This is a genomic window from Pseudoflavonifractor phocaeensis (assembly GCF_021531375.1).
In the GTDB taxonomy this organism is placed as follows: Bacteria; Bacillota; Clostridia; order Oscillospirales; family Oscillospiraceae; genus Lawsonibacter; species Lawsonibacter phocaeensis_B.
This window is the reverse complement of sequence record NZ_JADYTU010000011.1, coordinates 1-13,706: the sequence shown is the minus strand read 5'-3', so window position 1 is coordinate 13,706 and position 13,706 is coordinate 1. Positions and strand designations below refer to the sequence as shown.

The window sequence follows — 13,706 nt, the reverse complement described above, 5'->3', positions numbered from 1 at the left end:
CAATAAAAATATATTGACAGTCAATTTTCGCGATGATAAGATGAGGCCACAAAAGGGGGAATCTTCCATGGAAAAGAATACGGTCCGGCATTTGGCAAAGGTCCTCCGAGTTCTGGTCCTTGCTGTGCTGGTGTTGAATCTGATCTGTTTGCCGCTGGTGCCCGGGATTGTGGCCTATGTGTCCGACGGCGGCCCAGGTCTGCTGGTCCGGGCCGTGAAGGAGGAAGTAGAAATGTGGCTGGGACAGGGCAACGAAGCGCATTTTCCCATAGCTGTCGTTTTCCTTACCTCTTGGACCGCCGTTTGGGGGGAAGCGTACACCTCGCTGCTGACCCTGTTCTACTGGCTGTGCGGTATTTGCACCGCACTGATCCTGTGGCAGGCCAAGAAGGTGCTGAATACCGTTCTGGCGGGTGACCCCTTCCGGATGGTCAATGCCCATGCCTTAAAGCGGGCCGCCATCTGCTGTTGGCTGATCTCGGGCGCGGCTCTGGTGCGCCTGATTCTATGGTTGTGGATGGAAAGAAACGCGGCGCCGCTGTTTACCTATAACACGCTGTTTGTCCCGGCCTTTTTCATGGCGGGTCTGCTGTTCCAGGTCATGTCCGCCCTGTTCCGTCAGGCGGCGGAACTGAAAGAAGACCAGGATCTGACCATCTGAGGGGGCGGGGAAATGAGGATCGTCGTCAATCTGGACGTAATGATGGCAAAGCGGAAAATGTCTCTGGGGGAGCTGGCCCAGAAGGTGGACATCACCATGGCCAACCTGTCCATCCTGAAAAACAACAAGGCCCGGGCCATCCGGTTCTCCACCCTGGAGGCCATCTGCGCCGCACTGGACTGCCAGCCGGGGGACATTCTGGAGTTCGTCCCGGATGAGGAGGCGCGGTGATGGCACGAAAGGGAAAACGGCGTCTGTGGGTCCTGCTGGCGGCGGCCGCTATTTTGCTGGCGGGCTGGCATATGGGCCGGGAGAGCCCGCAGGACAGGGTGACAGCCCGGTTTGAGGCGGACCGCCCCGCCCTGGAGAAGCTGGCACTTCTGGCACTGGAACAAGGAAACACAGAAGAACTTACACCGCCCAATGACTGGAAAGGAATTATGCTTTACGGAAAATATGCCGATACTCCAGTGGTGGAGTTCTCCTTCGACGGCTCCGGCTTAGGCTCCTCCACCGCCTATTGGGGGGTGAACTATGTCCCCGACGACCGTCCGCTGGGGTTTCAGGGGGATGCCTGGGACTACTGGAAGGCACAGGGCGAGGGCCGGCTCTATTACGAGCCGGAGGGGGACAACACCTGCTATGTTCAGCGGCTGGCTCCCTGCTGGTATTACTACGAGGCCCGGTTCTGACCGAGGCGATGGAGGAAGCGAGATGAAACGAGCTCTGATTACTTTGACGGCGGCCATCTGCCTGTCCCTGTCCGCTTGTTGCGAAAGCGGGGAGCCCTGTGACCTGATCGTGGTCAACGACAGCGGAACTGTGATCTACTCCGTTGCCTTGGACTGGGAGGACCAGACCATGGGGGTGCGGGACGCTGGGGGCCGGGCCCTGCTGGAGCGGGGCGAGACCTTCGGGATTCCCCTGGAGGGGGAGACAGGGCGGTTTACCGTCACTCTGGCTGACGAGAATGACCGGCCCCTGGGCCGGGCGACGGCAAGCTACCGGGGACGGCCCATTTGGCTGACCCTGGAGGAGGACAGAACGGTGTCGGTAAGGGAGGAAGCATTGGATGGAGATGGCGCTGCGTGACCTGGTCCTGCCCGCCGCCCTGTGAGATTTGATCTTTGAGAAATGTATCTAAGAAAGGAAAGAACATAATAACAAGTTTCACCTCTCCCTGTCATACAAATAGGGGAGAGGTGATTTTTCATGGGAGATAAGAGACCCCGCCGGCCCGGGCTGCTGGAAAAAACGGCGGAGCTGCTGGATCTGCCCGCCGACGCCCTGACCGGACTGCCCCGGCTGGAGCTGGTGGGGGACGGGGAGCTGCGCATGGAGAACCACAAGGGCATTCTGGCCTATGGGACGGAGGAGATCCATGTCAGCGGCGGAGCCTTCGTGGTCAAGATCACCGGCCATGACCTGGAGCTGCGGGCCATGACTGGGCTGGAGCTTCTGGTCACCGGCAGGATCACCCAGATCCAGCTGGGCTGAGGGGGCGGGAGCATGAAGTGGCTGATGAATTTTCTCCGGGGAATGGTCACGCTGACCGTCACCGGTCCGTTCCCGGAGCGGCTGGTCAATCTCTGCGCCCAGGAGCAGGTGGATTTCTGGGCGGTGACCTGGTTGGACGGGAACACCCTGCGCTTTGTCACCCGCCGCCGGACGCTGTCCCTGCTGCGCCGTCTGGCGGAGCGGGTGGACTGTCAGGTCACGGTGGAGAAAAGCCGGGGACTGCCGGATTTTCTCCTCCGGTTCCGGAGCCGGTACGCCTTTCTGGCGGGACTGGCCCTGTCCCTGTGCGCCGTGGCGGTGCTGTCCCGGTTCGTGCTTACCATTGAGGTGACGGGCAACGACCGGGTGCCCACTGCCGTCATTCTCACCCAGCTGCGGCAGTTGGGCGTCCGGCCGGGGGTGTACGGACCCTCCATCGACCGGCAGCAGGTGGCCCAGGAGGCCATGCTGGAGCTGGAGGACCTGTCCTGGATGGGCATCAACCTCCACGGCACCCGGCTGGAGGTCATTGTGCGGGAGCGGGTGCCCAGACCGAAGCGGCTGGACGAGAAAGAGTATTACGATGTAGTAGCTGAGGCCGACGGCATCATTACCCATGTGGAGGCGGAGCTGGGGGACGCTGTGGTACAGGAGGGGGACACGGTGCTGGCGGGGGAGGTGCTGATCTCCGGGACGGTGACCATGGAGCCGCCGGAGTACAGCGATCTGCCCGCCCGGTACTACCAAACCCACGCCCGGGGCCGGGTGTGGGCCAGGACCTGGCGGGAGCTGACAGCGGTCATCCCCACCCAGACTGTGGTGAAGGAGTACACCGGAGGGGAGCGGAGCCGCTGGTCCCTCTGTGTGCTGGGACGGCGGATCACCCTATGGGACGGCGGCGGGGACTGGGAGGCCTGGGACCAGGTGACCCGGAGCCGCCGGGCGGTCCTGCCGGGAGGGGCGGCGCTGCCACTCTCCCTGGAGCGGGAGGTCCGCCGGGCGTACATCCCCCGGACGGTAGAGGTAAATCTGGAGGCGGCTCAGACCATGCTGGAGAACCAGCTGGCGGCCCGGCTGGAGCAGCTGGTGGGGGAGGACGGCACGGTGGAGTCCTCCGCCTGCTCCGCCCGGGTGGAAGGGGGGCTGCTCCGGGTCACGCTGATGGCCGAGTGCCGGGAGGAGATCGGAAAGGAGGTCCCGGGAACCGTGGTCCTGCCCGAGGAGCCGCCGCAGCAGGAAGAAACAGATACCCCGTAGAGCGGGGGCTTCTTACCACCTCCGGGCGGCCCCATGGGGCCGCCCCTGCGGTAAGACCGGAAGTGCGGGCGCAGGAACGCGTCACGATGCGTCCCACGGAAGGGTGCCTGACCGGCACACGGCCTGCCGCGAGGAACTGCCTGGGGCGGCTTTTCCGCGCGAATTTCTTCCTGATTGGGATATTGAAAAGAGGAGAAAAAAAGCATATACTAGAAAAAATACCACACGGAAGCGAGGACAAGATCGTTGGCATCAGAGAAGATTGAACTGGATGTTCTGACCATGCAGGACCTGTTTGGCGTCAGCGACACCAATCTGAGGATCCTGGAACAGGAACTGGGAGTGAAGCTGGTCACCCGGGATGGAGACGTGGAGGTCTCCGGACAGGAGGAGGGTAATATCCGCCTTGCGGTCCAGACCCTGGAGATGCTGAACCAGATGCGGGGTATCGGGGAAAAAATCGACGAGTTCGCCGTGGTGCGGGCTTTGGAGTCGGTGCGCCAGGGCCGGGCGGAGGAGACCGTCACCGCCATGAAGGACGTGGTGGCCTATACCTACAGCGGCGCCCCGGTGAAGTGCCGTACCCTGGGCCAGAAAAAGTATATCAAGGCCATTGAGGAGAACACCGTCACCATCTCCATCGGCCCTGCCGGCACGGGCAAGACCTATCTGGCGGTGGCGGAGGCGGTCCGGGCGCTGAAGGACAAGAAGGTCAACAAAATTGTTATGTGCCGCCCGGCGGTGGAGGCGGGGGAGAAGCTGGGCTTCCTCCCCGGCGACCTGCAAAACAAGGTGGACCCCTACCTGCGGCCCCTGTACGACGCTCTGGACGAGATGCTGGGCCCGGAGACGGTGCAGAGTTACATGGAAAAGCGGATCATCGAGATCGCGCCCCTGGCCTATATGCGGGGCCGGACGCTGAAGTCCATGTTCCTGCTGTGCGACGAGTGCCAGAACATGTCCATTTCCCAGCACCTGATGATCCTCACCCGTCTGGGCGAGGGCTCCAAAATGGTGCTCACCGGCGACGTGACCCAGATCGACCTGCCTTCCCCCGAGGACTCGGGACTGGAGCGGTGCGCCCAGATCCTGGAGGGCATCGACGACATCAAGGTCATCCGCCTGTCCGGGGCCGACGTGGTCCGCCACCGGCTGGTGGGCAAGATCATTGACGCCTTTGAGAAGAACAAGGCGGGGATCGAGAAGAAGCCCGACCAGAACAAGCCCCCCTTCCACAAGGGCGGGAATAAGAACTTCCGGAAGAAATAAGAACAGAGCCCCCTGTGCGTCCCATCCTGATGCAGGGGCGGCCCTGTGCGGCCGTCCGCGGACGGCGCGGATGGCGATTGATACAAAGGAGAACCCATGGTATGGAACATGAGAAAAAGCGTTTTTTATCCTATATCTGCCCCCACTGCCGCCAGTCGGTGATCGTGGAGCGGGACCTGTTTGCCCTGGCCGCCACCACCAACCACATCAAATGTCCCTGCGGCAAGTCGGAGCTGACGGTGGACTTTATGCCCAACCGGGTCCAGCTGACGGTGCCCTGCTTGTTCTGCGGCCGGGAGCATGAGGTGTCCTGCCCCTCTCACGCCTTCATCCGGGAGAAGGCACTGGCCTTCTCCTGCGCCGCCTCCGGCCTGGACTGCTGCTATGTGGGGGAGGAGGGGCCGGTCTATGCCGCCACCGCCCGGCTGGAGCAGGCGGTGGACAAGCTGGAGGAGGACGCCGAGGAGAAGGGCGCCTTCCTGGATGAGATCGTCATGCACGAGGTCCTGTCCGAGATCAAGGACATTGCCCAGCGAGGCGGCATCTCCTGTGCCTGCGGCAGCAAAAACTGGACCTTCCAGGTCAATTACAGCTCGGTGGATCTGATCTGCGCGGACTGCGGGGCCCAGATGCGGATTCCGGCCGCCACCGCCGACGACATCGACGATATCTGCTGCAAGACCAATCTGCTGATCCGGGGGAAAGGGAGAGAATGAGCCTGTATTACGAACATAAGGTCCGCCTGGCCGGCATGGACGTGGACGGCCGGGGGATCTGCAAGGCCTCGGCTCTGCTCAACCACCTTCAGATCGCCGCTACCCTGGCGGCGGAGGCGGGCGGTTTTGGCCGGGAGACCCTCATCCAGGGCTACGGAGCCTTCTGGATGCTGGCCCGGTCCTGGTATCGGCTGGACCGCCCCCTGAGGTGGGAGGAGGATATCACCATTCGTACCTGGCACCGGGGAGGCAAGGCCGCCATGATGTACCGGGATTACGATATCCTGGTGAACGGCGAGCCGGTGGGCGAGTCTGTGTCCGGCTGGGTGCTGGCCAATGTGGAGACCCACAGGCTGATGCGGCTGTCCGCCATCCGGGAGCTGGCGGGCACCGGGGGCGGTGAGCTGTGCAAGGACCGGACCCTGAGCAAGCTGCACTGCCCCGAAAACCTGCGTGAGGCTGAGCACCGCCTCATGCGGTACAGCGATACCGATATCAACGGCCATGTGAACAACACCCGGTACGCCGATTTCGCCTGTGACGCCGTCCACCTGGAGCGGCTGGAGGAGGACCGGTTCTTGTCCTCCATGCAGATCGGCTACCTGGCCGAGTGCCGCCCCGGCGACCTCATCACCATGGAGGCGGCGGAGGAGGCGGAAAACGCCTATGTCCGCGGTATGGACGAGAGCGGCAAATCTCGCTTTGAAGCCGCCCTGTTTTTTGGCAAAGTGCTTCCTTGACAACCCCGGAGCAGGGGGGTAAAATATTCCTAATATCTAACTGGAGCCAAAGAGACGCCCCGGTCAGCCGGGGAATAGAAAAGGAGTTGTAAGCTATGGTCAATCAGGACGCCGCCCAGAAATTTGTCAAGCAGGGGCTTACCTTTGATGACGTGCTGCTCATCCCCGCCGCCAGCGATGTGCTGCCTGCCGACATTGATCTGCGTACCCGTCTGACCCGCAAGGTCCATCTGAACATCCCCCTGATCAGCGCCGCCATGGATACCGTCACCGAGTACCGCATGGCCATCGCCATCGCCCGGGAGGGCGGCATCGGCATCATCCATAAGAATATGTCTATCAGCCAGCAGGCCGAGCAGGTGGATATGGTGAAGCGCAGTGAGAACGGCGTTATCACCAACCCCTTCTGGCTGGGCCCCGGCCACACCCTGGCGGAGGCCGACGAGCTGATGGCCAAGTTTCGGATCTCCGGCGTGCCCATCTGTGATAACGGAAAGCTGATCGGCATCATCACCAACCGTGATATGAAGTTCGAGACCGATATGAACCAGCTGATTGACAACGTGATGACCAAGGAGAACCTGGTCACCGCGCCCGAGGGCACCACCCTGGCCGAGGCCAAGGAGATCCTCCGCCAGCACAAGATCGAGAAGCTGCCCATCGTGGACAAGGATTTCCATCTGAAAGGCCTCATCACCATCAAGGATATCGAGAAGGCCACCGTATACCCCAACTCCGCCCGTGACGACAAGGGCCGCCTGCTGGTGGGCGCCGCCATCGGCGTCACCGCCGACGTGTTGGACCGGGTCGCCGCCCTGGTGGAGGCCGGCGCCGACGTGCTGGCTCTGGATTCCGCCCACGGCCACTCCCAGAATATTCTCAACTGCGTCAAGCGCATCAAGTCCCTGTATCCCGACGTCCAGCTGATTGCCGGCAACGTGGCCACCGCCGAGGGCACCCGCGCCCTCATCGAGGCGGGCGCCGACTGCGTCAAGATCGGCATCGGCCCCGGCTCCATCTGTACCACCCGCGTGGTGGCCGGCATCGGCGTGCCCCAGATCACCGCTGTCTATGACGCCGCCTGCGTGGCCGCTCAGTACGATATCCCCATCATCGCCGACGGCGGCGTGAAGTTCTCCGGCGACATCGCCAAGGCTCTGGCCGCCGGCGCCAGCGTGGTCATGCTGGGCTCCCTGCTGGCCGGCTGTGAGGAGTCCCCCGGCGACACCGAGGTGTTCCAGGGCCGCCAGTTCAAGGTCTACCGCGGCATGGGCTCCCTGGCCGCCATGAATCAGGGCTCCAAGGATCGCTACTTCCAGCAGAACAACAAGAAGCTGGTCCCCGAAGGCGTGGAGGGCCGCGTGCCCTACAAGGGAGCCGTGGGCGAGACCGTGTACCAGCTCATGGGCGGCCTGAAGGCCGGTATGGGCTACACCGGCTGCCACAATATCGAGGAGCTGCATAGCAACGCCCAGTTCATGCAGATTACCGCCGCCGGTCTCCGGGAGTCTCACCCCCACGATATCTATATCACCAAGGAAGCTCCCAACTACACCGTCAACCCCACCTGAGTGCTGTGACCGTTCAGGGCCGCGCCGGACCGGCGCGGCCCTGTTTTTGCGAAAGAGAGACAAAAAATGGAGCGCTATACCCAAAAGAACGACCGCTCGATCACGGTGGATCCGGAGCGGATGGAGGAGGCCCTGGCCCGGTTGGCCGCCTTCGAGGACATGGCGGAGGATTTGCAGCGGGAACAGGTGACCATCGCACAGACCCTAGAGGACCTGCGGAGCCGGGGCAAGGACCGGACCGTTCAGTTCAAGGAGCTGCTGGCCAGAAAGCTGGTCAACAACAATATGAAGCTTCTGCTGGAGCGCTACGGGATCAAGCTGTGAGAGTGTCAAAAACGGGACGCCGCCGGCGTCCCGTTTTTGTTCCGAGCCGGGGGATAGATCCTCCGAGTCATTGGCAGGAAAAAAGAAGAATTAGCTGCCCCTCTTTTTTTTGAAAAAAAAGTGTGCTAAAATAACCTCTGATTATATTGTCGAAAGGAGGGAGACCGATGCTGAAGCTGATCCTGGGCCGTGCCGGGGCCGGCAAGACAACGGCGGTGCTGGACCGCCTGTGCCGGGCGGGCCAGGAGCGGCCCCAGGTTCTCATTGTTCCGGAGCAGCAGTCCCACGAGGCGGAACGGGCCCTGTGTAAGATGGGCGGGGACGGGGTCTCCCTTTACGCTGAAGTGCTGTCCTTCAGCCGCTTGGCCAACCGGGTGTTCCAGCAGGCCGGAGGCCTGGGGACGGAGGAGTTGGACGGAGGCGGCCGCTTGCTGCTGATGTACAGCGCCGTCAAGTCCGTGTCCGGTCAGCTGACGGTGTACAGCCGGCCCTCCCGTCGGCCCATCTTCCTCCAATCCCTGCTGGCAACGGTGGACGAGCTGAAAAGCTGCTGTGTCCCGTCCGAGGTCCTCATCACCGCCGGCCGGGAGACGGGTGGTCCCGAGGGAGACAAGCTGCGGGACTTGGGGCTGATCTGCGGGGCCTATGACGCCCTGACCGCCCACGTAGCGCTAGACCCCCGGGACCGGCTGACCCGGGCGGCGGAGAAATTGGACAGTTGCCTCTGGGCCAAGGGAAAGGACCTGTGGCTGGACGGCTTTACCGACTTTACCCCCCAGCAGGGGGAGGTCCTCCGCAGACTGCTGGCCCAGGCGGAGACGGTGAACGTGACCCTTACCTGCGACCGTCTGGAGGAAGACGAGGGGGGGACCGGCATCTTCTCGCCTGCCCGAAAGACGGCGGCCTGGCTGATCCGGCTGGCCAAAAAAGCGGGGGCGTCCTGTGAGGTGGAACACCTTGTCAGCGATTGTTCCAGAAAAGCGGAGGCACTGAAATTTCTGGAAGAGAATCTCTTTGCCCGCGGGGAGACCGATCCGGTGGACTCTGGCGGCTCGGTAGAACTGTTCCAGGCCGGCGGCCCACGGTCCGAGGTGGAGTGGGCGGCGGCGCGTATCCTCCAAATGACCCGGGAGGAGGGGCTGCGCTTCCGGGATATCGGTGTGGTGGCCCGGAATTACGGGGAGTACCGGGACCTGGTGGAGTCGGTGTTCCCCCGGTATGGGGTCCCGGTGTTTTCCTCGGTGATGACGGATATCCTGGAAAAACCGGTGCTGGCCCTGGTCACCGCCGCGCTGGATACGGTGGCGGGGGGCTACGCCTACGAGGACGTGTTCCGTTACCTCAAGACCGGCCTCACCGACCTGCCTGAGGAGGACCGGGACCTGCTGGAAAACTATGTGCTGAAGTGGGACATCCGGGGCAGCCGGTGGACCCAGGCCAAGGCCTGGAACTGGCATCCCAGGGGCTATGGCTTTCCTCTGGAGGAGGAAGATAAAGCCCTGCTGGACCGGCTGGACCGGGCGCGGCGGAGCGTGTCGGAGCCGCTGGAGCTTTTGCGGAAAAATCCCTTGAAAACAGGAAAGGGACAGGCGGTTGCCCTTTACACATTTATGGAGGCCATCGGGCTGCCCGACCGGCTGGAAGAGCGTGTGGAGGAGCTGGGACGACGGGGACAGCCCGCCCTGGCCGATGAATACCGCCAACTGTGGGAGATTTTGTGCGGAGGGCTGGAGCAGTGCGCGGCCCTGTTGGGGGACACACCCATGGAGCTGGAGGAATTTGCCCTTCTGTTTCGGCTGGTGCTGTCCCAGTACGACGTGGGCACCATCCCCGTCTCGCTGGACCGGGTGACGGCGGGGGAGACCACCCGCCAGACCGGACACCGGGTCAAGGCTCTGATCCTGCTGGGGGCGGACGACGCCTCTATTCCCAAGGTGGGGAGCTCCCCGGGCCTGCTGTCCGACGACGACCGGTCTCTCCTGGCGGTCTACGGCCTGGAGCTGAACAGCTCCGCCCGGGACCTGCTGTACCGGGAGATGACCACCGTATACCTGACCTGCTCCCGGCCCAGCCAGCGGCTGTTGGTGTCCTGGTCCGCCCAGGGCCCCGGGGGCGAGGAGCGCCGCCCCAGCTTCTTGGCGGAACGGCTCAAACTGCTGTTCACCGGTCTCCGGGTGCGGCGGGAGGGAGACCTGGGCGGCTCCTTCCGTCTGGAGGCCCCTCTGCCCGCCCTGGAGCAGGCGGGGCGGGACCCAGCCGCCCGCCGGGTCCTGGAGGGCTTGCCGGAATACGCCCGCCAGGTGGAGCGTCTGCTCCGGGCCTCCCGCTGGGAGCGGGGCAGCCTGTCCCGGCCGGCGGTGGACCGGCTGTACGGGAAGCGGGTGCCCATGTCCGCCTCCCGGATGGACAAGTATAAATCCTGCCATTTTTCCTACTTTATGCGCTACGGCCTGAAGGCGGAGCCCCGCAAGCCTGCCGGCTTTACAGCACCGGAATACGGGACCTTTGTCCACTATGTGCTGGAGCACGTCCTCCAGGATGAGATGTTCCGCCAGACGGCCCTGCCCGGCATGGAGGAGCTGGCCGGGGAGGACCGGAAAAAGCGGCTGCGCCGGCTGACCCAGGAGGCGGTGGACCGCTATGTGTCGGAGGAGCTGGGCGGCCTGGAGGGCCAGTCCGACCGCTTCCGGTACCTGTTCCGCCGTCTGCTGCGGTCCGTCCAGGCGGTGGTGGACAATGTGGCCGAGGAGCTGATGGATTCCCGGTTCAGGCCCATCTCCTTCGAGCTGGGCTTCGGACGCAATGAGGATCTGCCCCCCGTAGAACTGACGGTGGACGATGTGACCATCAGCGTCTCCGGTTTTGTGGACCGGGTGGACGGCTGGGTCCACGACGGCAGGCTGTATCTGCGGGTGGTGGATTATAAGACGGGCCGAAAATCCTTTGACCTCACCGAGGTGTGGAACGGCCTGGGACTCCAGATGCTTCTGTACCTGTTTACCCTGGAGGAAAAAGGAGAAAACCTTTACGGCCTGCCCGTGGAGGGGGCCGGGGTGCTCTACCTCCCCGCCCGGGACGCGGTGGTCCGGGGCAGCCGGGCCATGAGCGACGAGGCCTGGCGCAAGGCGCTGGACAAGGAGCTGCGGCGCAGCGGGCTGGTCCTCAATGACCGGACGGTGCTGGACGCGATGGAGCCGGCGGGAGAAGGCGGCTACCGCTTTCTGCCCCTGCGGGTGTCCAAGTCCACCGGCGCCATCTCCGGGGAGGCACTGGCTACGGCGGAGCAGCTGGGAAAGCTGGGCCGCCACATCCAGACCGTGCTGGAGGAGATCTGCCGGGAGCTTGCCCGGGGGGATATCTCCGCCGACCCCTTCTGGCGTGGGCCGGAGAAGAACGCCTGCCGTTACTGCGACTATGCCGCCGCCTGCCACTTTGAGGAGGGCCGGGGCGGGGACTGCCGGCGCTGGCTGCCCTCGGTGGGCGCGCAGGAGTTCTGGGAGAATGTGGAGCAAGAGGAATGAACGCCGTGCGCTGCACGCGATCAAGATACTGCCCCGGTGGGGCATAGGAACTGTGAGGGACCGATATGGACATTACACTGAATTATGTTGAGGCGGGGGAGGGCTTTCCCCTGGTGCTGCTCCACGGAAACGGGGAGGACCACACCTATTTTGAGCATCAGATGAGCCCCTTTTCCGCCCATTACCGGGTCATTGCCCCGGACACCCGGGGCCACGGCAAGTCTCCCCGGGGAGAGGAACCCTTTACTCTGGAGCAGTTTGCCGAGGACCTGAAGGAGTTCCTGGACGGACTGGGGATCTGCCGGTGCCATCTGCTGGGCTTTTCCGACGGGGGCAATATCGCCCTGATCTTCGCGCTGAAATACCCCCAATATGTGGAGAAACTGATCCTGAACGGAGCCAATCTGGAACCTGACGGGTTGAAGCGGAGCGTCCGTCTGGCGGACAAGGCGAAATGGACCTGGCTCAAGGCCGTGGGCAAGGCGGACCCCAAGAAGCAGGCGGACTTTGAGATGGTGGACCTGATGGTCACCCAGCCCCATATTGATCCCCTGTCTCTGCGGAGCCTGCGGATGCCTACTCTGGTGGTGGCGGGAGAGAAGGACATGATCCTGGAGTCCCACACCCGTGCCATCGCCGCGCCCATCCCAAGCGCACGGCTGGCTATTCTGCCGGGAGACCACTTCCTGGCCCGGAAGGACCCGGAGAAATTCAACAGCCTGGTACTGGAATTCCTGGAGAAGGGCTGAACGTCAAAGGACAGTACATCACATCGTAAAAGAGGGAAGATCCATGGAAGACAACAAAAACATCCTCATCATCAACGACATGCCGGGGTACGGTAAGGTGGCTCTGGCGGCCATGCTGCCGATTTTGTCCAACCTGGGCCACAGCGTCTACAACCTGCCCACCGCCCTGGTGTCCAACACCCTGGACTACGGGAAGTTTACCATCCTGGACACCACCGACTATATGGTGCAGGCCATCGACGTGTGGAAGCAGCTGGGCTTCCAGTTCGACTGTATCACCACCGGCTTTTTGGCCTCGGCGGCCCAGGTGGGCATTATCCGGGACTTCATCGCCAGCCAGAAGAAGGATGGCCTGCTGGTCATGACCGATCCCATCATGGGCGATGACGGCAAGCTGTACAACGGGGTGACCCAGGAGACGGTGGAGAATATGCGCCGTCTCATCGGGGTGGCCGACGTCATCGTGCCCAACCTGACCGAGGCCCAATTCCTCACCGGCCTGTACCAGGGGCGGGAGTCCCTGTCGCGGGAGGAAGCGCGCCGGGTGGTGGACGGCCTGCTGGCCTTTGGCCCCCGGTCGGTGGTCATCACCAGCGGCGTGTCGCGGGAGTCGGGAGAACATGTGGTGTGGGGCTACGAGGGAAAGACCGGGGAGTATTTTACCATCCCCTTCCGCTTCATCCGGGTCCACTTCCCGGGGACCGGAGACATGTTCTCCGCCGTCCTGGTGGGCGAGCTGCTGAAGGGCCAGCCCCTGCGTCCGGCAGTCAAGCGGGCCATGGACGTGCTGGAGCGCCTCATCTTCCTGGAGCAGGATGAGATCGAGAAGAATAAGGGCATCCGCATTGAAAAGTTTCTTAGTGTGCTGAAGGAGTAAAATAGAGAGATAGAGAAAGAAGGAAATTGTATGTGGGCTGTTTTCGCGCTGCTGTCCGCGGTATTTGCCGCTCTGACCGGGATCCTTGCCAAGCTGGGTATGGAGGGGATCAACTCCAATCTGGGCACCGCCATCCGTACGGTGGTGGTGCTGGTCATGGCCTGGGCCATCGTTTTCGCCACCGGGAAACACACCGGTATCAGCGATATTACCACCCGGGGATGGGTCTTTCTGGTCCTGTCCGGCCTGGCTACCGGACTGTCCTGGATCTGCTACTTCCACGCCCTGCAAATCGGGGAGGCCAGCAAGGTCATCCCTATCGACAAGTTCAGCGTGGTCATCTCCATGGTGCTGGCCTTTCTGGTGCTGGGGGAGAAGGTCACGGTGACCAAGGTGATCGGCGGCGCCCTGATTGCCGCAGGTACCTTCGTGCTGATTTTGTAAAAGAGGGAAAATTTTAGTTTATGGATGTATTATGGGGCGTCGGGGACGCCGCCCCCTACGCACGGTTTACAATATGGCTT

The 13,706-nt window shown here is 62.9% G+C and carries 15 protein-coding genes; all 15 read left to right on the top strand.

The genetic code is table 11. The features are described from left to right. Positions 1–67: 67 nt before the first annotated feature. On the top strand, positions 68–661 hold the full coding sequence (locus I6E39_RS05480; protein ID WP_235380608.1) for a DUF2975 domain-containing protein: 594 nt from the start codon (positions 68–70) through the stop codon (positions 659–661). A 12-nt stretch (positions 662–673) separates the two neighbouring features. After that, positions 674–892: a helix-turn-helix domain-containing protein gene (locus tag I6E39_RS05475; protein WP_235380607.1), complete on the top strand. Its 219-nt coding sequence runs from the start codon at positions 674–676 to the stop codon at positions 890–892. Then, complete coding sequence (locus I6E39_RS05470) at positions 892–1,353, top strand: hypothetical protein (RefSeq protein WP_235380606.1); 462 nt, start codon at positions 892–894, stop codon at positions 1,351–1,353. The genes I6E39_RS05475 and I6E39_RS05470 overlap by 1 nt, the downstream gene beginning before the upstream one ends. A gap of 22 nt (positions 1,354–1,375) precedes the next feature. Continuing rightward, the gene (locus tag I6E39_RS05465) at positions 1,376–1,753 is read left to right on the top strand and encodes a hypothetical protein (protein ID WP_235380605.1); all 378 of its coding nucleotides are present in this window, start codon (positions 1,376–1,378) and stop codon (positions 1,751–1,753) included. 120 nt (positions 1,754–1,873) lie between these two features. Next, positions 1,874–2,158: a YabP/YqfC family sporulation protein gene (locus I6E39_RS05460; protein WP_235380604.1), complete on the top strand. Its 285-nt coding sequence runs from the start codon at positions 1,874–1,876 to the stop codon at positions 2,156–2,158. Positions 2,159–2,170: 12 nt separating this feature from the next. Beyond that, a complete protein-coding gene (locus I6E39_RS05455; protein ID WP_235380603.1) occupies positions 2,171–3,415 on the top strand; it encodes a sporulation protein YqfD in 1,245 nt (414 codons plus the stop codon). 246 nt (positions 3,416–3,661) lie between these two features. Continuing rightward, entirely contained in the window at positions 3,662–4,684 is a 1,023-nt protein-coding gene (locus I6E39_RS05450) for a PhoH family protein (protein WP_235380602.1), read from the top strand. A gap of 101 nt (positions 4,685–4,785) precedes the next feature. Further along, complete coding sequence (locus tag I6E39_RS05445) at positions 4,786–5,400, top strand: hypothetical protein (RefSeq protein ID WP_235380601.1); 615 nt, start codon at positions 4,786–4,788, stop codon at positions 5,398–5,400. Then, positions 5,397–6,140 (top strand): acyl-[acyl-carrier-protein] thioesterase, encoded by a 744-nt coding sequence (locus I6E39_RS05440; protein WP_235380600.1) that lies wholly within the window; start codon positions 5,397–5,399, stop codon positions 6,138–6,140. The genes I6E39_RS05445 and I6E39_RS05440 overlap by 4 nt, the downstream gene beginning before the upstream one ends. Positions 6,141–6,235: 95 nt before the next feature. Then, on the top strand, positions 6,236–7,711 hold the full coding sequence (guaB, locus tag I6E39_RS05435) for an IMP dehydrogenase (protein ID WP_235380599.1): 1,476 nt from the start codon (positions 6,236–6,238) through the stop codon (positions 7,709–7,711). A gap of 66 nt (positions 7,712–7,777) precedes the next feature. Continuing rightward, entirely contained in the window at positions 7,778–8,035 is a 258-nt protein-coding gene (locus I6E39_RS05430; protein ID WP_235380598.1) for a hypothetical protein, read from the top strand. Between the two features lie 167 nt (positions 8,036–8,202). Next, positions 8,203–11,556, top strand: coding sequence for a PD-(D/E)XK nuclease family protein (locus I6E39_RS11070; protein ID WP_268842201.1), 3,354 nt, complete (start codon positions 8,203–8,205; stop codon positions 11,554–11,556). A gap of 65 nt (positions 11,557–11,621) precedes the next feature. Continuing rightward, complete coding sequence (locus tag I6E39_RS05415; protein WP_235380597.1) at positions 11,622–12,305, top strand: alpha/beta fold hydrolase; 684 nt, start codon at positions 11,622–11,624, stop codon at positions 12,303–12,305. Positions 12,306–12,348: 43 nt separating this feature from the next. Further along, positions 12,349–13,182 carry a pyridoxamine kinase gene (locus I6E39_RS05410; RefSeq protein WP_235380596.1) on the top strand — a complete coding sequence of 278 codons (834 nt, stop codon included), beginning with the start codon at positions 12,349–12,351 and terminating at the stop codon, positions 13,180–13,182. 30 nt (positions 13,183–13,212) lie between these two features. Further along, entirely contained in the window at positions 13,213–13,626 is a 414-nt protein-coding gene (locus tag I6E39_RS05405; RefSeq protein WP_235380595.1) for an EamA family transporter, read from the top strand. Positions 13,627–13,706 lie beyond the last annotated feature (80 nt).